This window comes from Streptomyces sp. KL109B (assembly GCF_030766935.1).
Taxonomy (GTDB): Bacteria; Actinomycetota; Actinomycetes; order Streptomycetales; family Streptomycetaceae; genus Streptomyces.
Window position 1 is genome coordinate 327,433 of sequence record NZ_JASERL010000003.1, and the last position, 23,598, is coordinate 351,030.

The following is a 23,598-nucleotide window of genomic DNA, read 5'->3' on the forward strand; positions in this document are numbered from 1 at the left end:
TGGTGAACGCGCGATGACCGTGCGCGGCGCGGCGGCGAACAGGCGTTGAAGTTTCCCTTCCGTCCGTCGTTCCCCGTACCCCCCGCACGTACATTCGTCTCCCACTCAACCAGCCCTGGATTCAAGGGAGTCGGGCATGGACCTGGACACGGCGCTCGCCCTGGGCGGCTTCGCGGTGCCGGTCGTGGCGGGGGCCTGGGAGTTCGTCTTCGCGGGGCTGCGGCGGCTCGGCTACCGGGTGCAGATGGAGACCGCGGCGACGCCTCCGGAGGGCGGGGGAACGGGGGGCGGGCGTTCGTTCGTGCTGCTGCGCTTCCAGAACAACGGGCTCGCCGGCATCGACCCCGACAACTACGTCGCCCCGGAGAACGGCCTCGTCGGGATCCGCGTGAAGTTCCCGAAGCGGCGCGTCAAGGACATGCGGGTCACCGAGTGCAGCCACAACACGCAGTGGTCGTTCTTCGCCCCGGACACGCCCCAGTTCGGGATCGAGCCGTCGGAGGACGCCATCCGGCTGCCGAAGGTGCAGCTCAACCGGGGCTGGCACTTCAAGGTCCTGGTGACCCTGGAGGCCGAGCCCGACGCGCCGGAGCCCGCCGCCCCGCCCACCGGCCTCAACTGGTTCCGGCGGCGGCTCGCCATGCGCAACTGGCCGGAGAAGCGGCTGCGCGAGCTGGTCGTCGTGGAGGCCGCCATCAAGAGCGGCGGCGAACGGCGCATCCGCTGGACCGAGAGCCACACCTACGCCTCGCCGCGGATCGCCGCGCTCGTCGCGTTCCTCGTCGCCGTCGCGGGCGCCCAGCTGGTGCTCACCGTCAACGAGCCGCGCACCGCGACCGTGGTCACCCCGCCGCTCGACTGCACGAAGGGCCGCCTGGAGCTGTCCGGGTCCACCGCGTTCTACAAGCCGGTGGCCCAGGCCGCGGCCGCGTACGAGAAGCGGTGCATGGGGCAGGTCAGCGTCGAGGCGCCCAAGGAGAAGTTCGTGGGCAGCGGCACCGGGCTCGCCGAACTCGAACAGGCCGGGAAGGCGGGGGCGTCGGCGCCGGGCCACGGGCTCGCGAACCGGCTCGCCTTCTCCGACTCCCCGGCCGCCCGCGGCGAGCACCCGAACCTGCTGCCGACGCCGGTCGCGCTGTCCGTGTTCACGCTCGTCGCGACCAAGGACGCGCAGGTGCAGAACCTCACGCCCGAGCAGGTACGGGACCTGTACGCGGGCCGCGTCACGAACTGGAAGGACGTCGGCGGCGCCGACCTGCCGGTCCATCTCGTCAGCCGCAACTCGGACTCGGGCACGCGCATCGTCCTGAAGCAGAAGCTGCTCGGCGGACGGGAACTGCCCGGTGTGACCGAGAGCGACTGCGCCGCCGTGCCCGACGCGAAGCCGGGACGCTGCGAGGTGAAGTCCACGGAGGCGCTGCTGCGGACGATGGCGCAGACGCCCGGCGCCCTCGGGCACAGCGAGCTGAACGCCGCGCTCGCCCACCCCGGCCTCGTCCTCGTACGGATCGACGGCCGGTCGGCGAAGGACGACGACGTGGCGCAGCAGGGCTATCCGTACTGGCATCCCGAGTACGCGTACTCCTACGGCGATCCGCCCGCGCAGTCGCCCGCCGCGGGCTTTCTGCTCTTCCTGAAGAAGGGGCTCGGCGCGGGCGTCCTGAGCAATAACGACTTCCAGCCGTGCGCCGACTTCGACTCGCCCGTCAAGTGCGCGCCGTGACCACGCGGGCGCTCAGCAGGCGTGCCGCTCGCGTTCCGTCGAGTACAGGTGGCTGTCGCGGAACTGGGCGGCGCCCAGCGTGCGGCCCACGATGATCACGGCGGTGCGCAGCACGCCCGCCGACTTCACCTGGTCCGCGATGTCGGCGAGGGTGCCGCGCAGGACCAGTTCGTCGGGGCGGCTGGCGTAGGCGACGACGGCGGCCGGGCAGTCCGCGCCGTAGTGCGGGAGCAGTTCGTCGACGATCCGGTCGACGTAGCGGGCGCCCAGGTGCAGGACGAGGAGCGCGCCGCTCGCGCCCAGCGTCGCCAGGTCCTCGCCGGGCGGCATCGGCGTGGCCTGCTGCGCGATACGCGTGAGGACGACCGTCTGGCCGACCGTCGGCACCGTCAGTTCGCGCTTCAGGGCCGCTGCCGCCGCGGCGAACGCGGGGACGCCGGGCACCATCTCGTACGGGATGCCGCGCGCGTCCAGGCGGCGCATCTGCTCCGCGACCGCGCTGAAGACCGACGGGTCGCCGGAGTGCAGGCGGGCGACGTCGTGGCCGGCCTCGTGCGCCGCCACGAACTCCCGCTCGATGGCGTCGAGATCGAGGTTCGCCGTGTCGATCAGCTTCGCGTCCGGCGGGCATTCGGCGAGGAGTTCGGCCGGGACCAGGGAGCCCGCGTACAGGCACACCTGGCAGTTCGCGAGCGTGCGCGCGCCGCGCACCGTGATCAGGTCGGCGGCGCCGGGGCCCGCCCCGATGAAGTGGACGGTCATCGTTCCTCAACCCCTGTCAGCTGTCTTCGTTCGTCTTCGTTACGGACCATTGCGTGACCGGCATCGCCTGCCGCCACCCCGTGAAGCCGCCGACCGGCACCGCGTGCGCGACGGACAGCTTCACCAACTCGCCGCCGTGGCGCCGGTACCGGTCGGCGAGCAGCGCCTCGGATTCGAGGGTGACCGTGTTCGCGACGAGCCGGCCGCCCGGCGCGAGCGCCGCCCAGCAGGCGTCCAGCAGGCCGGGGGCGGTGAGGCCGCCGCCGATGAACACGGCGTCGGGGGGCGGGAGTTCGGTGAGTGCGGCCGGGGCGGGGCCGGTCACGACGGTGAGGCCCGGGACGCCGAGGCGGGCCGCGTTCCGTTCGATGCGGGCGGCGCGCTCCGCGTCACGTTCCACGGCGTACGCGCGGCAGGACGGGTGCGTACGCAGCCACTCGATGCCGATCGAGCCGGAGCCGCCGCCGATGTCCCACAGCAGTTCGCCGGGGGCGGGCGCGAGCGCGGCGAGGGTCGCGGCGCGGACGTGGCGCTTGGTGAGCTGGCCGTCGTTCTCGTACGCGGCGTCGGGCAGGCCGGGCGTCGCGCCGAGGCGGAGGGTGTCGGGGGCGCGGCGGCAGTCGACCGCGATCACGTTCAGCGGGTCGGCGGCCGGGTGCGTCCAGGTCTCGGCCGTGCCCTCGTACGTGGCCTCTTCCGCGGTTCCGAGGCGTTCGAGGACGGTCAGGCGGCTCGGGCCGAAGCCGCGTTCGGCCAGCAGCTTCGCCACCTCGGCGGGGGTGTCGGCGCCCGCCGAGAGGACGAGGACGCGGCGGCCGTCGTGCAGCGCGGCGGTGAGCCGGTCGGCCGGGCGGCCCACCAGGGTGACCACCTCGGTCTCCTCGACGGGCCAGCCGAGGCGGGCGCAGGCGTAGGAGAGGGAGGACGGGTGCGGCAGGACGTGGATCGCGGCGGCGCCGACCGTCTCGGTCAGGGTGCGGCCGATGCCGTAGAACATCGGGTCGCCGCTGGCCAGGACCGCGATGCGGCGGCCTGCGTGGCGGGCGAGGAGGGTCGGTACGGCGGGGCGCAGGGGGGTGGGCCAGGGGATGCGTTCGGCCTTGCACTCCGGGGGGAGGAGGGCGAGTTGGCGGGGGGCGCCGATGACGACGTCGGCGGTGCGGAGTGCCGCGCGCGAGGCCTCCGGCAGGCCCGGCCAGCCGTCGGCGCCGATCCCTACGACGGTCGCCCGCGGTGGGGCCGGGTTCGTGGGGGTCACTGCCAGGTACCTCGGGGCGTCAAGGGCGTCGGGGTCGGACCCCGCACTCTATCGGGCGACATTGGCTCCGCCCTGGCCGGACCGGTGCCGCGGCACCGTGGTTGCGGCCTCGGGGCTCCGCCCCGGACCCCGCGCCTCAAGCGCCGGCGGGGCTGTCATGGCCGAACCGACGTTACGGACACGGGGCTCCGCCCCGGACCCCGCGCCTCAAGCGCCCGCGGGGCTGGAAAAGACTCGGGGCTCCGCCCCGGACCCCGCGCCTCAAGCGCCCGCGGGGCTGGAAAAGACTCGGGGCTCTGCCCCGGGCCCCGCTGCCCAATCGCCGCAGGCTTGATTTGGCGGCACGGTGGGCAAGGCACGACGGGCTCCGACGCGCCGCAGGCTGGTGCGGTTCCCGCTCGTGGTGGCGGCACCGTGTTAGCTCAGGAACGGTTGACCAACTCCGGGAGGCAGGACGACATGGCGGGATACGGAGCGGCACGGGCCTGGGTCGTGACCGCCATGGTGGCCGGGGCGGCGGCCCTGCCCGGCACTACACCGGAGGCAACCGCCGCGGACGGCGACACCGTACAGACGGCCGTCGTCTGGCCGGTGACCGCCACCCCGCACATGACGGCGGCAGCCCTCGGCTCCGGGCCCACCGCGAAGGCCGTCTTCGACGACGACTCGCTCGCCGGCCTCTTCGCCCACGGCGGCCGGCTCCGCGAGGTCGTCGACGCCGGCAAGGGCCGCGAGGTCAGCTGGGTCCTCGACCCGGACCTGGTGATCGCCGCGCAGGAGATGTCCACCGGGTACCGCGTGGCGAAGAGCGCCGGCTCCAGCAATCCGCAGGACACCACGGAGGGGACCGGCGCGAGCGCGGCCCGCGCCTGGCTGGCCGACCTCAAGGAGGCCGTCGAGGGGCGTGAGGTGTGGCTGCTGCCGTACGCCGACACGGACCTCGCCTCGCTCGCCCACCACCCCGGCACCGACACCGACGACCTCACGGAGGTGGTGTCCGGGCTCGCGGCCGACGCGAAGAAACGGGTCGAGCGGATCCTCGACACGAGCACCCGCTCCGGGCTCGGCTGGCCCGCCGACGGCGCGCTCGACTCCCAAGTGACCGCGCTCGGCGCGAAGCTCGGCGTCACCCGCGTCCTCACCTCCGGGCAGGGGCTGACCCCCGCGGGCGCCGACCCGGTGACCGTGAACGGCGGCGAGGACGACGAGGCGACCGCGCTGCCCTACGAGGCCGACCTCACGACGGCGCTCGCCCGCGTCAAGGACCAGGAAACCTCCCCCTCCCCCTCGACTTCCTCCACTTCCTCGTCCGCGTCGCCGTCGCCGTCCGCCTCCGGCGATACCGCGTCCCCCTCCCCCAGCGCCTCCACCAGCCCCGACGCCGCCGACAAGGCCACCGTCGACCACATCGCCGCGCTCCTCAAGGCGAACGCCCGCCCGGTCGTCGTCCCGCCCCGCAACCTCTCGGGCACGGCGGCTAACGCGCTCGGCGCCGCCATCGACGACGGCACCGACGACGGCTGGCTGGACCTGGACGACATCCGCACGGCCGACGACGACCCGGTCAAGGGCACGGCCGCGACCCCGTCCGCGTACCCGTCGAGGCTGCGCGACAGCGAGCTCGGCAAGAGCGCGCTGACCGGTGCCGCGAGCGATCTGGACGGTCTCGCCACCCTGTCCAAGGTGCTCGCCGACCCGAAGGACACCACGGCGTCCGTGCACGCGGCGATGGCGCGCGCCCTCGCCACCGCCTGGCGGGCGGAGGAGGACGCGGCGCAGCGGACGTTCCAGGAGCGTACGAGCGACTTCCTGGCGACGTCCGTGACCTCGCTGCGGCTCGTGCCGAAGACCACCGTCACCGTCACGTCGGGCGACGCCTCGATCCCCGTAACCGTCGACAACGCGCTGCAGCAGCCGGTCTCCGGGCTCGAACTGCGGGTCACGTCCAGCGACTCGGAGCGCCTCAAGGTCAACGACGGCAGGATCTCCGTGTCCGCCGAGGGCTCCGCGAGCCACACCTCCCAGCTCGACGTCACCGCGAAGGCCAACGGCAAGGCGCATCTGACGGCGCGGCTCTACACGACGAGCGACGGCAAGCCGTGGGGCGACGAGATGACCTTCGAGGTCGACGTCACGTCGGTGTCCTCCGGGGCGATCGCCGTCGTCGCCACGGGCGTCGGACTCATCGTCCTCGCCGCGGTCTTCCGCATGCGCCGCGTACGCAAGCGCAACGGGAACGGGAACGGGAACGGCCAGGGCGAGGAGTCCGCCACGTCCGACGACAAGGGCTAGGTCCCTGGGTCCCTAGTCGTCCTTGTCGTCCGCCTTCTTCACCGCCGCCTGCGCGTCCACGATTCCCAGGCCCAGCTTGTCGTTGTTCTTGGGGTTGGTGGCCGTCTCGCGGATCGTGGAGATGATCTGGTCCGGGTCCAGGTCCTCGTCGTGCAGGAGCGCCGCGAGCGCGGACACGTAGGGCGCCGCCATCGACGTACCGGACAGCTCCCCGTAGCCGGACTGGTCCTTCAGCGTCTCCTTCGACTTGTACGTCGGGAGGGTGGAAAGGATCTTGTCGCCGGGGGCCGAGACCGCCTGCTCCGCGCCGAAGTTGGAGTAGCTCGCCGGGACCCCCTTCTCGGTGCTGGCGCCGACGACGATGACCGGCGTCTCGACCTTGTACGGCTGGGTGTCCGCGCCGTCGTTGCCGGCCGCGGCGACGACGACGGCGCCCTTGTCGTGGGCGTGCTGGATGGCCTGGTTGAGGATGCCGCCCTGGAGCAGCTTCGTCATCAGGACGCCCTCGCCGAGGGAGAGGTTGATGACGTCGGCGCCGTGGTCGGCGGCCCAGACGATGCCCTTGGTGATGTTGCCGTTGGAGCCGGAGCCGTCCGCGCCGAGCACCCGCACCGGCATGATCTTGGCGCCGGGGGCGCCGCCCGCGATGCCGACGCCGTTGTCGGTGTGGGCGGCGGCGATGCCGGAGACGTGGGTGCCGTGGCCGTTGAGGTCCTTGGGCTCGTCGTCGCCGTCGACGAAGTCGTGTCCGTCGACGAGCCTGCCCTTGAGGTCGGGGTGGTCGAGGTCGACGCCGGAGTCGACGACGGCGATGGTCGTGTCGTCGCCCTTCGACGTGTCCCAGGCGTCCGGGAGTTTGATCGCGTCGAGCGCCCACTGGTCGCTCCGCATGGGGTCCGGCTTGCTGTCGTCCCCGCAGGCGGTCAGGAGCAGAAGGCTGGCGACGGTGGCGGCGACGAGCGGTGTACGGATGCGCATGCTCCGAGCCTGCGGGCCCCCGCCGCCTCACGCATGTGGTGGCCAGCCGTGTGGGCTACGCGGCCGTTGTCACGCCCACCGCGGCGTCCAGAAGTCGCCGCCCTCCGGCGCCTCGTACCGGTCCGTCAGATACGCCAGGAGCGCCGCGAGCCCCGGGTGCCGGCTGTCGGCCCGCCACAGCAGCGACAGCGGGTAGAGCGGGGTCGGGCGGCGTACGGGGACGAAGCGGAGCTCGATGTCGGTGGGCCGGGTGAGGGGGGTGCGGGTGCCCATGATGGTGGCCACGTCGTCGGCCGCCGCGACCGTGCGCAGCAGATGCCCGCCGCCGAAGGTGGTACCGCCGACGTCGATGGTGAGACCGAAGGCGCGCTCCAACTCCTCGTAATACGCGGCCCATTCACTGCCCTTCAGCATCCCCGGCATCCAGATCCGGTGCCCGGCCAGCTCGGCGGGGGTGACCTCGGTCCGGTCGGCCAGGGGGTGTGCCGTGCCGGTGACGAGGATGGCCGGCTCGTCGATGACGCGGGCGCTGCGCACCTCCTGCGGCAGCCGCTCCTCGGGCACGATCCGCGTCCAGAACGCGGCGTCGAGGCGCCCCTCCCGTACGGCGGCGAGCGCGTCCTTGCCGCTCCGGCCGAGGGCGACGACGTCGAGCGGGAGGTGCGGGTGGGCCCGGTGGAAGTCCTGGACGACGCCGTTGGTGATCACGTTGGCGGCGAGCACGTCGACGCGCAGCGGGCGCCGGCCGCCGCGCACGGAGTCGACGGCCCGCCCCGCCGCCGTCAGCAGCTCCCGCGCGTGCGGCAGGAAGGTCTCGCCGTCGAGGGTGAGCCGCGCCCCGCGCGGGGTGCGCGTGAAGAGCCGCACGCCGAGCTCCCGCTCCAGGGCGGCGACGCGCTTGGAGGCGGCCTGCTGCGTGATGCCGAGTTCGGCGGCGGCGATCTGGATCTGCCCCTCGTCGGCGACGGCGAGGAAGGTGCGTACGGCTTCTTGGTCCACGCTCTCTATACAACCATTGGTTGTACGGATATGGGTGCCGGTTGTTTGCCGCGGCGTGCCGTCGACCGCTTGTATCGCCCGGTCGGACACGGGAGCGGGAGGGCGGGCATGCGGCTCGGGCGGGACTTCGGGTGGCTGTGGGCCGCCTTCGCGGTGAGCACCGCCGGGTCGATGCTCGCGCTCGACGCCTTCCAGCTCGTCGCCGTCCTGGCGCTGGACAGCAGTGCGGCGCAGGTGTCGTTCCTCGCGGCGGCCGGGCTCGCGGTCGGCGCGCTGCTCGCGGTGCCGCTCGGGCCGTGGATCGAGTTCCGGCGCAAGCGGCCCGTGATGATCCTCGCGGACCTGGTGCGCTGCGCCGCGCTGCTCACACTGCCGCTCGCGTACGCCCTGGACGCGCTGAGCTTCGTACAACTCGTCGTGGTCTCCGTCGTCGTGGCCGCCGCCGACATCGTGTTCCGGGCGGCGAGCGGCGCGCACCTCAAGGCGCTCGTGCCGGGCGAGGGCCTGCTGCCCGCCAACGCCCGTTTCGAGACGACGCAGTGGACCGCCACGGCCCTCGGGCCGCCGCTCGGCGGCGCGCTGATCGGGGCGTTCGGGCCGCTGACGACCGTGCTCCTCGACTCCGTCAGTTACGTCCTTTCGGCGGTCGGGGTGCGGGCCATCCGCGCGCCCGAGCCGCCTCCCGCGCGTGCCGGTGCGCGCGGCCGGTTCAGCGGCGCCGAGATCGCCGAGGGCTGGCGGCACCTGTGGCGGCAGCCGCGGCTGCGCGCCCTCTTCCTCAACAACAGCCTCGTCAACGCCCTCATCATGGTGGGCTCCCCGCTCATGGCGGTGCTGCTCCTCGACGAACTGGGCCTCGCCCCCTGGCAGTACGGGCTCGTCTTCGGGGTTCCGTGTCTGGGCGGGCTCGTCGGCTCCCGGCTCACGACGCCGCTGGTGCGGCGGTACGGGGAGCGGCGGGTGCTCCTGGTGAGCGGGGTTGCGCGGGCGTGCTGGCCGGTCGGGCTCGCGTTCGTGGGGCCCGGGGTGGGCGGGATGCTCGTCGTGGTGGGCGTGGAGTTCGGGCTCATCACGTGCTGCGCGGTCTTCGCCCCGGTCATGGCGGCCGAGCGGCTGCGGCTCACGGACGACGACCGGGTGGCGCGGGTGCTGTCCGCCTGGACCGTCACCCAGCGGGCCGTGACGGCGGCGCTGACGCTGGTGTGGGGCGGCTTCGCGGCGCTGCTCGGGACGCGCGGGGCGCTCGTGCTGGCCGGGGTGCTGGCGCTCGCGACGCCCTGGTTGCTGCTGCGGGGCCTGCGTTCCCCGGCGTGTACACCCCGCCCCGAGGCGCCCACGCTGCCAGAGTGACACGGACAAACCGCCCCAAATAAGCCGGATTTTCCGGTTCATGGAGTGAGGGAGCTTTCGTGGCACACGTACACGTGATCCTCAATCAGAAAGGCGGCGTGGGTAAGTCCACGCTCGCCGTGAACCTCGCGGCCGTCACCGCCGACGTGCTCGGCGCGGGCGCCCCCGACGCCGAACGCCCGCCCGTCGTCGCCGTCTCCATCGACCCGCAGGGCTCGGCCGTGTGGTGGTCGGAGCGGGTCGGCGACGGCCTCCCCTTCGACTTCGTGCAGGCCCACGACGACCTGTCGGGGCTCGCCGCGCTGTCCCGCATCCCGTCCGCCGAGCACGTCTTCGTGGACACGCCGGGCTGGCTCGACCTCGCCGACGACGACGGGGCCGACCCCCTCGGCAAGGGCGCGGCGGCCGACGCGCTGCGCGCCGTGCTGTCCAACGCCACCGACGTCATCGTCCCCATCGAGCCGGAACCGCTCGGCTTCCAGCCCACGCAGCGCACCGTGGAGCGCGTCGTGAAGCCGCGCGGGCTGCCCTTCCGCGTGGTCATCAACAACTGGGACCCGCGCGACGGCAAGGCCGACCTGGCGCAGACCCGCGCGTTCGTCGAGGGCCAGGACTGGCCGCTCGCGCGCACCGTCGTACGCCACTACAAGCTGCACACGCGGGCCAGCGCGGACGGCCTCGTCGTCACGCAGTACGGCGCCAACAAGGTCGCGCTCCAGGCCCGCGAGGACTTCTTCCGGCTCGCCCTGGAGGTCGGCCTCGCGGCGATCCCGGCACCGACCCGCGCGTCGAAGAAGTCCTCGCGTACGACCACGAAGCGCACGAAGAAGAAGGTGAACGCCTGATGGGCCGCCGTACCGACCTCTCCTCGCTGCTGTCCTCCGAGAAGTCCGGGACCTCGGAGAACGGGGCCGACGAGGGGCGGGCGGCCGCGGCGCCCGCCCAGCGCAGACGCCCCGACACCAAGCCGCTCACCGTCCCCATCGGCGACCTCGCCGAGAACCCGGACAACCCGCGCCACGAACTGCGCGACCTCGAAGGACTCGCCGAAACGGTCCGCGAACGCGGCGTCCTGCAGGCCCTCGGCGTCGTCCCCGCCCCCGTCTTCCTCGCGGCCCGCCCGCACCACAAGGAGGCCGTCGGCAAGGCCCCGTACGTCGTCCTGCACGGCCACCGGCGGCTCGCGGCGGCCAGAATGGCGGGCCTGGACGAGGTTCCGGTCCTGGTCAGGGACGACGCCACGCGGTCCGACGAGGACGCGCTGATCGAGAACGTGCAGCGCGACGACCTCACGGAACTGGAGCAGGCGCAGGCCATCCAGGGCCTGATCAGCTCCTACGGCTACTCGCAGCGCCAGGTCGCCGCCCGGATCGGCAAGACGCAGGGCTTCATCTCGCAGCGCCTGTCACTGATGAAGCTGCGCGAGGACATCCAGGAGGCCCTCGCGGACGGCCGGGTCTCCATCGAGGACGCCCGCCGCATCGCCCGCCTCCCGCAGGACGAGCAGCTGCTCCCCGGCGAACCGGACGCCACCGCGACCGTCCCCTCCGCCCGCAAGGAGAAGCGCGGCCGCGATTACGGCGTAATCAAGATCGACAGCCGGGGCACCCCGGACGATGTCGTCGAGGCGCTCCGTCGCCATCTCGCCCCCGCGACCCTCGACCGCATCATCGAACTGCTGGGCCGATAGTCGCCGCGCGGTCGCCGCGGTCGCCTACCGTGGCCCCGTGCTCGAAGTCCCGACCGTGCCGTCCCCGCCCGTGCCCCCGCAGCCGCCCGCCGAGGCCGTCGCCCCGCTGATGCGCGGCCTCGACGTGCTGCGGATCCTCACGGACGCCGAGACCGCGGGGACCGCCGGGGACCCGGCCGGCACGCTCGCCCTGGCCGATCTCGCCCGCGCCACGGGCCTGGCCCGCTCCACGGTCGACCGGATCTGCGCGACCCTCGCCCACCTGGGCTTCGTACGCCTCGACGGCCGCGACGCCACCCTCGCCCCGCCCCTGATGGCCGTCGCCAACGCCTGCCTGGACGCGCTGCGGGTGCCGGGGCTGCTTGGCCCGCTCGCCGACCGGCTCGCGGACGAGCTCGACGAATCCGTATCCATCGCGGTCCCCGACGGCGACGACATCCGCTTCGTCCACCAGGTGCTGCGCAGGCGGGCGCTGTCCATCAGCTTCCGGGTGGGCGATGCCCTGCCGGGGGACGGGTGCGCGCCGGGGCTGGTGTTCCGGGAGGGGTTGCCGCTGGCGGTCGACGACCAGTTGGTGGAGCCGGGGCTCGTGGCGGTGGCGGTTCCCGTGCGGGGGCCGGACGGGGCGGTGGTGTGCGCGGTGAGCGTGGTGAGCCACACGAGCCGGCATACGGCGGAGGAGTTGCCGGGTGCGGTACGGGGGCCTTTGGAGCGATCCGTACGCGAGATGGAAGCGGCACTGGCGCATCCCGTTCAAGCCCCTGCGGCGATTGAGCAGCGGGATCCGGGGCAGCGCCCCGAGACGCAGGAGGACGCTCCCGCGACGATCCAGTCCCTCGCCAGAGGCCTCCGCGTACTGACGGCCTACGACGCCGCCGCCCCCGCCCTGACCCTCACCCGGATCGCCACCCGCACGGGACTCGCCCGCGCCACCGCCCGCCGCGCCCTCATCACGTACGAACACCTCGGCTACGTCACCCGCGACAACGGCACGTACCGGCTCACCCCCCGCGTCCTCGCCCTCGGCTGCGCCCCGCTCTCCCGCACCACGCTCCCCCGCATCGCCGCCCCGCACCTCGCGGCCCTGTCGGAGCGGCTCGGCGAGTCCGTGGGGCTTTCGGTGCCGGACGGGGACCGGGTGCGGTGCACGGCGCGGGTGACGCCGCGCCGGGTCATGAGCGTCGACATCGGCGTCGGCTCCCGGCTGCCCGCCGCGGACACGGCCGCCGGGCGGCTGCTGAGCGCGGGCGGCGAGCGGGCCGCGGCCGACGGGCCCGAGGACGGGCTGCGGTCGATCGCGGTGCCGGTGCGGGACCGGGCGGGCCGCGTCGTGTCCGCGCTCGACGTCACCGCACACCAGGGGCGCGGGGACGACGACGCGTGGACGGAGGCGCTCACGGAGACCGCGCAGCGCATCGCGGCCGACCTGCACGTGACGTCGCGCTTCGTGACCGTGCCGGTGCACTGAGACCCGCATCTCACCCCCGTACGGACCTTGGTCCCTACTGCCCGCGACAAATGCCCCGCATGCTCTTACGTGATGTCATCCCACGACGCCCGTGGCTCTGTCGGCCACTACCAGTCCTCGATCCGTGGCGCGATTCCCTCGGTCTCACGCCCCACGGGCGGCTGGCGTGCCGTGGGACTGCTCGTCGCGGTGATGGCGCTCATCATCGTCACGCTCGACATGGCGACCCCCGACGACTTCCGGGCCCGCGCCCTGCTCGGCCTGGTGCCCGTGCTCGTGGCGGTCTTCGCGTCCGTCGGGGTCACGGCCGTCACCACCGGGCTGCTCATCTGCGTCTACATCGGGCTACAGGCCGTGGAGCCGCTGCCCACCAGCGGCGACTGGGCCGTGTTCGGGCCGCTGATGATCGGCACGGGCGGGCTGCTCGGCGTGCTGATCGCGCGCCGCAGGGAGGAGCAGCGGGCCCGTGTGCAGGCCATCACGGACATCGCGGAGGCCACCCAGCGCGCGGTGATGCGCAGCCTGCCCGAGCGCATGGAGGACCTGCGCATCGCCGACTTCTACCAGCCCGCCGCCCGCGCGGCCCGCGTCGGCGGCGACTGGTACGACTTCCAGCCCTCGCCGTACGGCGTGCGCGCGGTCCTCGGCGACGTCAGCGGCAAGGGCCTGCCCGCGGTGTCCGCGTCGGCGTGGCTGCTCGGCGCGTTCCGGGAGGCGGCGTTCCACGAGGAGCGGATCGAGGAGGTCGCGCGGCGCCTCGAAGTCGCCATGGAGCGCTACAGCGCCTGGAACCGGCTCACCCACGACGAGGGCCTCACGGACGCGTTCTCCACGGGGCTGCTGCTGAACTTCCCGCCCACGTCCGCCGAGTACGTGGACGTCGTCAACTTCGGGCACGAGCCGCCGCTGGTCGTCACCGCCGACGGCGAGGTGCGCACCCCGGACCTCCCGGCTGGGCTGCCGCTCGGCATGGGAATGCTGGGTGGCGCGGCGCCCCGCGTGGCCCGGCTGCCGTTCGGCGTCGGGGACACGCTGATCCTCTTCACCGACGGCGTGACCGAGTGCCGCGACGCGGGCGGCACGTTCTATCCCGTACGGGAGCGGCTGCCGCGCCTGGTCACCGAGCGCACCGCGCACGAGCCGCCCGAGGCGCTGCTGCGGCGCCTGGCGGCGGACCTGCACGAGCACCGGTACGGGCCGCCGAGCGACGACGCCGCGATCACCGTGATCCGCAGGACCGCGGAGCGCGCGCCGTACCTGGACGAGGCGGACGCCGAGCTGTACCAGCCCCGGCCGAAGTCCGGGGCCGCGGCCGAGCCCGAGGCTCAGTACGCCACCGACATCCGCTTCCTGGAGTGCGCGTCGCGCTCCAGCTCGTCGACGAAGGCCAGCGCGTAGTCCTCGGCGCTGATCCGGCTCTCGCCGTCCGCGTCCTTCATCAGCCGGTCGCCGCCGACCCGGAACTCCTCGGTGCGCTCCCCCGGGCCGATCTCCGCGGCCGGCGAGATGTACGTCCAGTCCAGGTCGTCGACCGTCCGCAGATACGTGAGCACGTCCCGGTGCGCGAGCGCCTCGCCGCGGTACGCGTCGGGGAAGCCCGGCTGGTCCACGAGCGCCTCGCCGGGCGCCACCTCCAGGCTGCCCGCCCCGCCCACCACCACGAGCCGGGCGACGCCGGAGCCGCGCACCCCGGCGACCACGGACTGGTTGAGCGCGAGGAACGGCTTGACCGGGTCCGTGCCGTCGCGCGGCGGCGCGAGGGCGGAGGCCACGGCGTCGTGCCCGCCCGCGAGTCCGGACAGCTGCTGCGCGTCGGCGACGTCCGCCGCGACGGCCGTGACCCCGTCGACGGGCGAGTTCCCCGAGCGGCTGACGGCGGTCACGCTGTGGCCGCGGCCCAGGGCCTCGGCGGCGATGCGGCTGCCGACCATGCCGGTGGCGCCGAGGAGCAGGATGTTCATGCGCTCAGCGAAGCACGGTGTGCGCCGCCGCGCATGTTGCGAAGGACGCGCCGCGAGCGGTCAATGGAGGGGCGGGGGGCCTGTCAGAAAGGAGCCCGTCATGGCTCAGCACGCGGCACCCGCACCCGGACGCTCCGCCCCCGGTGGCGCGGCGCTCTCCCCGACCGGCGCGGCCTTCGTCGTCCCGGTCCTGACCGGCATCGCGTACGGATTCTGGGCGGCGGCGATCGACCGCTTCGGCGGCGAGGTCACCGGCGGCAACATCGCGCTCGGCTTCGTCACCGGGATCGTCGTCGCGGCGCTCACCTTCGGCATCCACCACTGGTCGAAGGGGCAGTCCGGCCGGCACTTCCTCGCGCGGGCCTCGGCCTGGGGCACGTTCGCGGGCATCGCGATCGGCTTCCTGCACAGCCTGTCGGATCCCGCGATCCTGTGGTCGATCATGCTCGGCCTGATCGTCGGGGCGTCGACGTTCGTGGCGACGTACTACCGGTACTACTCGGCGAGCGAGTACGCGCCGGTGTAGCAACCAGGGCCGTTTAGAACGTACGTTCTAGTACCAGACGCCGAACTCCCGGGTCTCGGTCTCCCGGTACCACCAACCGCTCGGGCCGTGGTCGCGGTCGTGATCGGACCGCGGCCCGTCGGTCGTACAGCTCGGCACGCCGTGGCCGCCGGTGTCGACGTACGCGGCGCTGGCCCAGCCGCGGGCGCCCGTGAACCAGTACCAGGTCGACGTGCCGTTCACGGACGAGCCGTTCGCGGCGCACTCGATACGGTCCTGGCTGCCCGGCGCGAGCCGGTACACGACGGACGCCGAGGTGCTGGGACCCGACCGCAGATTGAGGTCGGACCGGGAGACGACGGTCCCCCAGACGACGTCGCCCCCGCTGCTGTCCGCGCCGGCCGGGGCCGCGGCGGTGACGGCGAGCAGCCCGCCCGCCAAGAGCCCGGCGGCGGCAAGGGCCGGAGTGGTTCGGCGCGTGATTCGGCGCATGATCGGCCTCCTGGGGTGAGCCCCCGGATCTCCACTTCCCCACGTCTCCCCACGTCCAGGAAACACCCGTTCGGCCCACTGCTCCACCGGAGCGCTCGCGCCCCGCGCGCGTGGGCCCTTGCCTGGCAAGGTGACCCACAAAGCGGCCGTCTCCTCCGTCCTGCTCGTCCTCGCCTGCCTCCTCGTCCCCCTCGGCACGCTCTCCACCTGGGCGAAGTACGAGATCGGCGACAGCGACCGGTACGTGTCCACGATGGCGCCGCTGGCCGGCGACCCGGGCGTACAGAACGCGGTCGCCGACGCGGTGACCACCGGGGTCATGAAGAACGTCGACGTGGGCGCCCTCGACACCGTCCTCACGGGCTATCTGCACGACGCGGTCGTCTCGTTCACGGACACCGACGCCTTCCGCGGCGCCTGGAACACCGCGAACCGGGCCGCCCACGACGCCGTACAACAGGCCCTCGACGAGGGCACCACGGGACCCGTCACGCTCGACCTCGCCCCCGTCACCGAGCAGGTCAAGCGGCAACTGGAGGCGGACGGGGTGCCGTTCGCCGGCCGGATCCCCGTCAGCCACACCGAGGTCACCCTGCTGTCGGCCGGCGACCTGGCCGAGCTGCGCGGCGGCTTCCACGTCCTCCAACTCGCGGGCCTGTGGCTGCCGTTGGCCGCCGTGGCGTGCGCCGTCGCGGGGCTCGCGCTCGCCGCGAACCGGCGCCGCGCGCTCGCCGCGACGGCCCTCGGCGCCGCCCTGGCCGCCGCCGCGCTGCTCGTCGCCCTGCCGATCGCCCGCGCCCTCACCCTCGACGACATCACCGGCGCCGCGAACAAGGCGGCGGCCGCCGCGGTGTACGACGCGCTGACCTCGCCGCTGGGCACCGCGTCGTGGGTGTTCGTGGGCGTCGGCGCGGTGGCGGCGTTCGCCGTGTGGGGCGGCAGGGACCCGTTCGGCCGCGTCCGGAATGCCGTGCTCCGGCTGCGGCGCGAGCATTCCGGAGACACGAGGAGGCGACCGCATGACCCACACACCCCCGGAAACCGAGCCGACGACCGCAGCCTGGTCCCAGGACCACCGCGCCCCCGCTCCTGACCCCACCCGCGGCGAAGTCCCCCGCAACGACTGGGCCGCCGGCGGCACCCTGTTCGCCGGCGTCCTGATGCTGGTCAGCGGCTGCCTCGGCGTCCTCAACGGAATCGCCGCCATCGCCAAGGACGACGTCTACAGCCGGATCGGCGACTACGTGTACGCCTTCGACCTCACCACGTGGGGCTGGATCCACCTCGTGATCGGCGCGCTCGTCGCGGTCACCGGCTGGGGCGTGCTCAAGGACAAGGACTGGGCGCGCGGCGCGGGCATCGGCTTCGGCGCGCTCTACGTCGTCGAGTACTTCCTGTTCCTGCCGTACGCGCCCGTGTGGTCGGTCATCTCCATCGGCATCGGCGTCTTCGTCATCTGGGCCCTGGCCACCGACCACTCCCGCGCCCCCGGCCCCTCCACCACGAAACCGGCCTGACCGTGCCGAACCCCGGCTAACCTGGAGAACTCCGCACGGGCCGTACGGAGAACGGGGGCCGGGCCTTGGACCAGGGACAGTCGCACATCACGGACGAGGCGCCCGACGCCGCGCGGTACGCACCGCGGGGCGCCGGGCGCCGCCGTGTCGGCAGGGCCGGGGCGTGGGCCGCGGCGCTGCTGCTCGCGGGCGTCAGCGTGGTGGTCGGCTGCCGGGCCGCGGACCGCGACGCGGTGACACCGGTCCCCCAACTCCTCGCGTTCCTCCCCTGGTTGACCGTCCCGACCGCCGCCGCGCTGCTGCTCGCGCTGTTCTCCCGCTGGCGTACGGGACTGGTCTGGGGCGTGGCCGTGCTCGGCGCGCTCGCCTGGTACCTGCAGCCGTACGGGGAGGACGGCGGCGAGCCGGACGGCGCGCCCGTCTCCGGTATCCGGGTGCTCGCGTCGAACGTCCAGTTCAGCCGCGGCACGAACGCGCTCATCGACACGGTCACCCGGCACCGCCCCGACATCGTCTTCGTCGAGGAGTGCGGCCGCCCCTGCCGGGACGCCCTCGACCGCGAGTCGCTGCGCACCCGCTACCCGTACCGGCGGGCGGTGGCGGCGGACGGCTCGGCGGGCTCGACGATCCTCAGTACGTTCCCGCTGAAGGCGGCCCCGACGGTGGCCGGGACGATGGGCATGCCGGCCGCCACCGCCGACGTACGAGGACACCCGGTGCGCCTCCAACTCGCGCACCCGATGCCGCCGTTGGCCGACCAGGTCGGCGTGTGGCGCACCGAACTCGGCCGCCTCGCGGACGCGGCGCGCGGTACCCGCGGCTCCCAGATCATGGCCGGGGACTTCAACGCGACGCAGGACCACGCGGCGTTCCGCCGGATCCTCGACGCGGGAGCGCTGCGCGACGCGGCCCGCCGCACCGGCCACGCCCGCACCCCGAGCTGGCCGGCCACCGCCCCGGGACCGCTGGGCACGCAGATCGACCACGTACTGGCCACGCCCGACTTCTCGGCGGACAAGTCCCGCTTCCTCGACCTCGCGGACACGGACCACAGGGCGCTCCTGGTGGACCTGACGCTGCACGGCTGAACGGTGGGTGTTCTGTACGGCTTTCACCGGGCCACCGTCCATGGGGAGGCGGACGGTGACCCGGTGTGAGAGACGACGGCCCGCTGCTGTCAGGGCGCAGGTGGGGTCGGACCGCGCGCCTCGCTCAGAGGGCCCCAGGGGCCTACCGGAGTTCGACTCCGGCCTTGTGCAGGGCCTTCGCGAAGCCGTTGGCCCACAGGGACTCCACCTGCGCGCGCTCGTTCGCGTCCGGGTTCGCGTTGGTGCAGGAGGGACCGGGACCGCCGCCCGACATCAGCTCGCTGCACGGCCCCTCGTAGTGGTCGGGCAGCCCGAGGACATGGCCCGTCTCGTGCGTGGTCACGCGCGTGGAGTCGTACTGCTGGTTCTGCGAGTAGTCGAGGAAGACGTAACCGCCGCCGTGCCCGTCCGTGGACGCGTACGAGCCGCGCGAGTCGTTCCCCTCGTAGTACGCGAAGTCGCCGCCGCCGGACGAGGCCTGGAGCTTCACGTTCGACACGGCCGAGTTCCAGATCGACGCGCTGCTCGCTATCTGCTGCTGGAACGTCGGCGCGCCCGAGGCGTCGTACGAGACGGTGACGGACTCGGCGCCCGGGTTCGCGGCCCGCTTCTCGGCGACGGACTTCATGACGGCCTCGAAGAAGGCCTTGTTGTTGGCGGCCTCCTCGGCGGAGCCCGCGTACCGCTCGTACGTGGGCTGTTGGGCCGCCGCGGGGCTCGCGGCCAGCGCGGCGACGGTGAGGCCCGCGCCGAGGGCGCAGGCGAGGAGACGGGAGACACGACGCTTGGGCGTGGGGGGTGATGTCATGTTCATGCGAGAGAGTGTGGCGCCGGCCGGGGCGCCCGGCACAGATGTCACTCACCGATAACTCCGTGCTATCAGGCCCCACTTGAGTCTGGTGCGACACCCGACGACAGTTCTACCCTCACCTTCCATGGAGCTGGAAGTGCGGCACCTGCGCGTCCTGTGCGCGATCGAGGACACCGGCAGCCTGCACAAGGCGGCCCGGCACCTGGGCATGACCCAGCCCGCGCTCAGCACCCAACTGCGCCGCATCGAGGACCATCTCGGCGGCCGCCTCTTCACCCGTGAGCGCACCGGCTGCCGCGCCACCCCGCTCGGCCGCACCCTCCTCACGCGCGCCCGCCCCCTGGTGGACGGGTTGCGCACCCTGGTCGACGAGACGCGCGCGACGGCGGCGTCCGCCGGCACCGGGAGGGACCTGCTGCGCATCGGCTCCACGGCGAGCCGCGCGCTCCCGGGCTGGCTGCGCCGCCTGCGCGCGAGTTCACCACGCGAACCGTCACTGCGCATGGACGTCTCGGCGCACGCACTGCTCCGCCTCGTCGCCGAGGACCGGCTCGACGTGGCGTTCGTCCACGAGGTGGAGGGCTGCCCCCTGCGCATCCCGCCCGGACTGACCTGCAAGGTGCTCCTGGCCCGCGAACCCCAGTACGTCTCGCTCCCCGCGGACCACCCGGCGGCCCACCACCCGACCGTCCGCCTCGCCGACCTCGCCGCGGACCGCTGGATGATCGACCCCACGGTCGACGGCGAATGGGACGGCCTGCTCCGGGCGTTCCGCTCCGCGGGCCTCAACCCGCGCGTCCTGCACGGCGATTACCTCACCGCGGCGAACCTCGTCGCGACCGGCGAGGTGGTGACCCTCTGCCAACCCACCTCCCTGGCCCGCCCCGACATGGCGATCCGCCCCCTGGAGGGCGACCCCGTCGCCGTACGCCTCCTCCTCGCGGCCCGCGCCCCCACCGTCCTCGACACGGTCCTCCCGGACCTGCGCGCGGCCTATTGGGAAGCGGCACGCCAGGCACCGGCGTATCGGACACGCTTGGAGGAGACGGAAGTGATCGACTGAACCCGAACGGAAAGGGCGGCAGTTGTCCGTCCGGTGGAACGGGCCCGACCCTGCCCAAGATCACGGTCCGTGGCGGCTAACCTTACGTGTCCGCCCTGGCCAGGGGTTCCAGGGACGTCGGGGACAACTCATGCGGAAGGTTGCGCACATGGGCATTCTGGATCTGCTGCGGAACGCGTTCGGGCGGTCCCGCAAAAAGGACGACACCGCTGCCGGTCCCGACCCAGCGCCGACCTCCACCACCTCGGAGCCGGCCACGGTCCCGGCACCGGCCTCCGGCGAACCGCCGACGGTCCCCGCCCCCTCCAAGGGCGAAGCCGACGACCTCGTCTCCGCCGCCTTCGACAACATCTCGGTCCCGAATCCGTCGCGGCCGGTGGGGGGCGAGCGGGTGTCGGATGCGGGTGCGGCTGCGGACGCGGAGGACACGGAGGCGCCCTCCGAGACGCCGACCGGGGGCGCGGCTTCCGCGGAGGCGGATGCGGAGGCCGAGCCGGAGGCCGAGGCGTCGGAGGCTGACGCCGAGGGCGAGGCGGCGGTCGAGCCGGAGGGCGAGGGCAAGGTTCCGGCCCAGCAGGAGGCCGAGCCCGAGCGGGAGCCCGAGCCGGAGGCCCAGGCCGAGGCCGAGGGCGAGGGCGAGGCCGAGGCCGAGGCCAAGGTTCCGGCCCAGCAGGAGGCCAAGTCCTCGGCTGAGGCTCCCGTCGAGGAAAACGCCGAGCCCGCGGTCGAGGCTCCGGCAGAGCGTGAGGTCGAGGCTGCGGACGAGGTGAAGACCGAGGCCGCAGTCACGACCGACGCCGAGGTCGACGCCGACGCCGAGACGAAGACCGAGGCCAAGGACGACGCCGAGGACGCGGCTCCCGCCACCGCTGTGGGCAATCGTCCCGCAGGGCGGGACGGGGGGGCACAGCCCCCGGCGCAGGCCGAGGAGGACAAGGGCGCCGACCCCGTCGCGGCAAAGACACCCACCCCGGCGCAGGCCGAGAAGACGGAAGACGTCGACCCGGTCACGGCGGAGCCCACGGCGCAGGCCGCGAAGACCGAAGACGTCGACCCCGCCCCGGTACAGGCCAACGGCAAACCCGCCCACACCCCCGCCAAGGTCAAGACCCGCGCCCCCGGCCTCACGGCAGCGCACAAGGCCGCCGGTGCCGCGCTGAAGAAGCGCGGCCTCACCGGCACCCGCGCCACGGTCTACCTCGTACTGGACCGCTCCGGCTCCATGCGCCCGTACTACAAGAACGGCTCGACCGCCGCCCTGGCCGAACAGACCGTCGCACTCGCGGCGCACCTGGACGCCCGCGACACCCCCACCGTCCACACCGTGATCTTCTCGACGGACATCGACGCGTCCGGCGACCTCACCCTGGACGCGTACGAGGGCAAGGTCGACACCTGGCACGCGGAGGCGGGCCGCATGGGCCGCACCAGCTACCACCGCGCGATCGAAGAGGTGATCGCGCACCACGAGAAGTCGGACGACCCGACCGCCCCGGCCCTGGTCGTCTTCCAGACGGACGGCCCCCCGGACACCCAGCGCCCCGCGAACGAGGCCCTGGCGAAGGCGGCCGCCCACCCCCTCTTCTTCCAGTTCGTGACGTTCGGCGACCCGGACTCCAAGGGCTTCGACTACCTCCGCAAGCTGAAGGCGGAGAACACCGCGGTCTTCCACGCGGGCGAGACCCCGCTGGAACTCACGGACGCCGAGCTCTACAACGGCCTCCTGAAGTCCTGGCGCCCGTAACCCGCACACGTACCCGTACCCGTACACGTACAGCCCCGACAGCCCCCGACACCCCACGGCCGTCCGCGCAGTAAAACACCGCGCGGGCGGCCGCCCCATGTCGGCTACGATTTCTAGATTCCGCCCGCGGTAGAACCGCCCACATCACAACCCGGGAGCAGCCCCCGATGGCTCGACACCTCATCACCAGCGCCCTTCCGTACATCAACGGGATCAAGCACCTGGGCAACATGGTGGGGTCCATGCTCCCGGCCGACGTGTACGCCCGTTACCTGCGCCAGCGCGACCACGAGGTCCTCTACATCTGCGCGACGGACGAGCACGGCACCCCGGCCGAGCTGGCCGCGAAGGAGCAGGGCGTCCCGGTCGCCGAGTTCTGCGCGCAGGCGCACGACGCGCAGAAGGCGGTCTACGACGGCTTCCACCTCGCCTTCGACCACTTCGGCCGCAGCTCGTCGCAGCAGAACGCGGAGATCACCCAGCACTTCGCCCGGAAGCTGAACGAGAACGGCTTCATCGAGCAGCGCTCCGTACGGCAGGTGTACTCGCCCGCCGACGGCCGCTTCCTCCCGGACCGCTACGTGGAGGGCACCTGCCCGCACTGCGGCTACGACAAGGCGCGCGGCGACCAGTGCGAGAACTGCACCCGCGTCCTGGACCCGACCGACCTGATCGACCCGCGCTCCGCCATCTCCGGCTCCACGGAACTCGAGATCCGCGAGACGAAGCACCTCTTCCTCCTCCAGTCGAAGCTGCAGGGCGAGGTCGAGGCGTGGATCGACGAGGTCGCCGACGAGTGGCCGCACCTGGCGTCCTCCATCGCCCGCAAGTGGCTGACCGAGGGCCTCAACGACCGCTCGATCACCCGTGACCTGGACTGGGGCGTCCCGGTCCCCGAGGACACCTGGCCGGAGCTCGCGGCCGAAGGCAAGGTCTTCTACGTATGGTTCGACGCCCCGATCGAGTACATCGGGTCGACGAAGGAGTGGGCCGACCAGGACCCGGAGAACCGTGACTGGAAGTCCTGGTGGTACGAGCCGGCCGGCGCCACCGACGTCCGGTACACGGAGTTCATGGCGAAGGACAACGTCCCGTTCCACTCCGTCATGTTCCCGGCCACGGAGATGGGCATCCGTGAGCCGTGGAAGAAGGTCGACTACCTGAAGGCCTTCAACTGGCTTACGTACTACGGCGGCAAGTTCTCCACGTCGCAGAAGCGCGGCGTCTTCACCGACCAGGCCCTGGAGATCCTCCCGGCCGACTACTGGCGCTACTTCCTCATCGCGAACGCCCCGGAGTCGGACGACTCGTCCTTCACCTGGGAGCACTTCACCGCGACGGTGAACAAGGACCTGGCCGACACCCTCGGCAACTTCGTCAACCGCGTCCTGTCCTTCTCGAAGAAGCGCTTCGGCGAGGAGGTCCCGGCGGGCGGCGAGCCCGGCGAGGCGGAGACGAAGCTGGGCCAGGAGATCTCCACCCTCCTCGCCGAGTACGAGTCCCAGATGGAGGCCCTCCAGTTCCGCAAGGCCGCGGCGGCGCTGCGCGCCCTGTGGTCGGCGGGCAACTCCTACCTGGAGGAGAAGGCCCCCTGGCTGGAGATCAAGACCGACAAGGACGCCGCGGCCCTCACGCTGCGCACGGCGATGAACCTCATCCGCCTCTACGCGGTGGTCTCCGAGCCCTTCATCCCGGCCTCCGCCACCGCCATGCGCGCCGCCTTCGACCTCCCCGCCGACGACGCCAAGTGGGTCACCGCCGAGGAAGCCACGACCCTGACCACGGTCCCGTCCGGCACCCCCTTCACGGTCCCCCCGGTCCTCTTCGCCAAGATCACCGACGAGGACCTGGAGTCCTACAAGGAGCGCTTCGGCGGCGAGCCGGAGGCGTAACCGCA

Annotated in this window: 21 protein-coding genes; 14 read left to right on the plus strand and 7 right to left on the minus strand. The window is 73.0% G+C overall.

Annotated features, from left to right (window positions below):
• The first annotated feature begins 136 nt into the window (after nucleotides 1-136).
• The gene (locus RBJ65_RS12820; RefSeq protein WP_306318355.1) at nucleotides 137-1,723 is read left to right on the plus strand and encodes a PstS family phosphate ABC transporter substrate-binding protein; all 1,587 of its coding nucleotides are present in this window, start codon (nucleotides 137-139) and stop codon (nucleotides 1,721-1,723) included.
• 12 nt (nucleotides 1,724-1,735) lie between these two features.
• On the opposite strand, the gene cobM is transcribed toward RBJ65_RS12820, so the two are convergent.
• Both cobM and cbiE read right to left on the minus strand, forming a co-directional pair.
• Nucleotides 1,736-2,485, minus strand: a complete 750-nt coding sequence (cobM, locus tag RBJ65_RS12825; RefSeq protein ID WP_306318354.1) for a precorrin-4 C(11)-methyltransferase — start codon at nucleotides 2,483-2,485, stop codon at nucleotides 1,736-1,738.
• A gap of 16 nt (nucleotides 2,486-2,501) precedes the next feature.
• Nucleotides 2,502-3,743: a precorrin-6y C5,15-methyltransferase (decarboxylating) subunit CbiE gene (gene cbiE / locus RBJ65_RS12830; protein WP_306318353.1), complete on the minus strand. Its 1,242-nt coding sequence runs from the start codon at nucleotides 3,741-3,743 to the stop codon at nucleotides 2,502-2,504.
• A gap of 459 nt (nucleotides 3,744-4,202) precedes the next feature.
• Here cbiE and RBJ65_RS12835 point away from each other — a divergent pair, with 459 nt between their 5' ends.
• The gene (locus tag RBJ65_RS12835) at nucleotides 4,203-6,035 is read left to right on the plus strand and encodes a DUF6049 family protein (RefSeq protein WP_306318352.1); all 1,833 of its coding nucleotides are present in this window, start codon (nucleotides 4,203-4,205) and stop codon (nucleotides 6,033-6,035) included.
• Between the two features lie 12 nt (nucleotides 6,036-6,047).
• On the opposite strand, the gene RBJ65_RS12840 is transcribed toward RBJ65_RS12835, so the two are convergent.
• The gene (locus RBJ65_RS12840) at nucleotides 6,048-7,013 is read right to left on the minus strand and encodes a S8 family peptidase (RefSeq protein WP_306318351.1); all 966 of its coding nucleotides are present in this window, start codon (nucleotides 7,011-7,013) and stop codon (nucleotides 6,048-6,050) included.
• 69 nt (nucleotides 7,014-7,082) lie between these two features.
• Nucleotides 7,083-8,012, minus strand: coding sequence for a LysR family transcriptional regulator (locus RBJ65_RS12845; protein ID WP_306318350.1), 930 nt, complete (start codon nucleotides 8,010-8,012; stop codon nucleotides 7,083-7,085).
• A 108-nt stretch (nucleotides 8,013-8,120) separates the two neighbouring features.
• On the opposite strand from RBJ65_RS12845, the gene RBJ65_RS12850 reads away from it, so the two are divergent.
• The 5 genes from RBJ65_RS12850 (at nucleotide 8,121) to RBJ65_RS12870 (ending at nucleotide 13,918) form a co-directional block, all read left to right on the plus strand.
• Complete coding sequence (locus RBJ65_RS12850; protein ID WP_306318349.1) at nucleotides 8,121-9,362, plus strand: MFS transporter; 1,242 nt, start codon at nucleotides 8,121-8,123, stop codon at nucleotides 9,360-9,362.
• 59 nt (nucleotides 9,363-9,421) lie between these two features.
• Complete coding sequence (locus RBJ65_RS12855; protein ID WP_306318348.1) at nucleotides 9,422-10,207, plus strand: ParA family protein; 786 nt, start codon at nucleotides 9,422-9,424, stop codon at nucleotides 10,205-10,207.
• Nucleotides 10,207-11,052, plus strand: coding sequence for a ParB/RepB/Spo0J family partition protein (locus RBJ65_RS12860; RefSeq protein WP_306318347.1), 846 nt, complete (start codon nucleotides 10,207-10,209; stop codon nucleotides 11,050-11,052). Before RBJ65_RS12855 ends, RBJ65_RS12860 begins: the two co-directional genes overlap by 1 nt.
• A gap of 37 nt (nucleotides 11,053-11,089) precedes the next feature.
• Nucleotides 11,090-12,520, plus strand: coding sequence for a helix-turn-helix domain-containing protein (locus tag RBJ65_RS12865; RefSeq protein ID WP_372341239.1), 1,431 nt, complete (start codon nucleotides 11,090-11,092; stop codon nucleotides 12,518-12,520).
• Between the two features lie 72 nt (nucleotides 12,521-12,592).
• Entirely contained in the window at nucleotides 12,593-13,918 is a 1,326-nt protein-coding gene (locus tag RBJ65_RS12870; protein ID WP_306318345.1) for a PP2C family protein-serine/threonine phosphatase, read from the plus strand.
• On the opposite strand, the gene RBJ65_RS12875 is transcribed toward RBJ65_RS12870, so the two are convergent.
• Nucleotides 13,846-14,481, minus strand: coding sequence for an NAD(P)-dependent oxidoreductase (locus RBJ65_RS12875; RefSeq protein ID WP_306318344.1), 636 nt, complete (start codon nucleotides 14,479-14,481; stop codon nucleotides 13,846-13,848). The two genes, RBJ65_RS12870 and RBJ65_RS12875, sit on opposite strands and share 73 nt — an antisense overlap.
• 100 nt (nucleotides 14,482-14,581) lie before the next feature.
• Here RBJ65_RS12875 and RBJ65_RS12880 point away from each other — a divergent pair, with 100 nt between their 5' ends.
• Nucleotides 14,582-15,007 carry a hypothetical protein gene (locus RBJ65_RS12880; protein ID WP_306318343.1) on the plus strand — a complete coding sequence of 142 codons (426 nt, stop codon included), beginning with the start codon at nucleotides 14,582-14,584 and terminating at the stop codon, nucleotides 15,005-15,007.
• A gap of 27 nt (nucleotides 15,008-15,034) precedes the next feature.
• On the opposite strand, the gene RBJ65_RS12885 is transcribed toward RBJ65_RS12880, so the two are convergent.
• Nucleotides 15,035-15,478, minus strand: coding sequence for an SH3 domain-containing protein (locus tag RBJ65_RS12885; RefSeq protein WP_306318342.1), 444 nt, complete (start codon nucleotides 15,476-15,478; stop codon nucleotides 15,035-15,037).
• A gap of 130 nt (nucleotides 15,479-15,608) precedes the next feature.
• Between RBJ65_RS12885 and RBJ65_RS12890 the strand changes: the two genes are divergently transcribed.
• The 3 genes from RBJ65_RS12890 (at nucleotide 15,609) to RBJ65_RS12900 (ending at nucleotide 18,083) form a co-directional block, all read left to right on the plus strand.
• On the plus strand, nucleotides 15,609-16,571 hold the full coding sequence (locus RBJ65_RS12890) for a hypothetical protein (RefSeq protein ID WP_306332129.1): 963 nt from the start codon (nucleotides 15,609-15,611) through the stop codon (nucleotides 16,569-16,571).
• Nucleotides 16,498-16,995, plus strand: a complete 498-nt coding sequence (locus RBJ65_RS12895; protein WP_306323833.1) for a hypothetical protein — start codon at nucleotides 16,498-16,500, stop codon at nucleotides 16,993-16,995. Before RBJ65_RS12890 ends, RBJ65_RS12895 begins: the two co-directional genes overlap by 74 nt.
• Before the next feature lie 65 nt (nucleotides 16,996-17,060).
• Complete coding sequence (locus RBJ65_RS12900; RefSeq protein WP_306323832.1) at nucleotides 17,061-18,083, plus strand: endonuclease/exonuclease/phosphatase family protein; 1,023 nt, start codon at nucleotides 17,061-17,063, stop codon at nucleotides 18,081-18,083.
• Nucleotides 18,084-18,225: 142 nt separating this feature from the next.
• Here the strand turns inward: RBJ65_RS12900 and snpA are convergent, their stop codons facing one another.
• Nucleotides 18,226-18,891 (minus strand): snapalysin, encoded by a 666-nt coding sequence (gene snpA, locus RBJ65_RS12905; RefSeq protein WP_306323831.1) that lies wholly within the window; start codon nucleotides 18,889-18,891, stop codon nucleotides 18,226-18,228.
• A 127-nt stretch (nucleotides 18,892-19,018) separates the two neighbouring features.
• Here snpA and RBJ65_RS12910 point away from each other — a divergent pair, with 127 nt between their 5' ends.
• From RBJ65_RS12910 to metG, 3 genes are all read left to right on the plus strand, one after another.
• On the plus strand, nucleotides 19,019-19,957 hold the full coding sequence (locus tag RBJ65_RS12910; RefSeq protein ID WP_306323830.1) for a LysR family transcriptional regulator: 939 nt from the start codon (nucleotides 19,019-19,021) through the stop codon (nucleotides 19,955-19,957).
• Nucleotides 19,958-20,105: 148 nt separating this feature from the next.
• Entirely contained in the window at nucleotides 20,106-21,701 is a 1,596-nt protein-coding gene (locus RBJ65_RS12915; RefSeq protein WP_306323829.1) for a VWA domain-containing protein, read from the plus strand.
• 167 nt (nucleotides 21,702-21,868) lie between these two features.
• A complete protein-coding gene (gene metG / locus RBJ65_RS12920) occupies nucleotides 21,869-23,593 on the plus strand; it encodes a methionine--tRNA ligase (protein WP_306323828.1) in 1,725 nt (574 codons plus the stop codon).
• Nucleotides 23,594-23,598 lie beyond the last annotated feature (5 nt).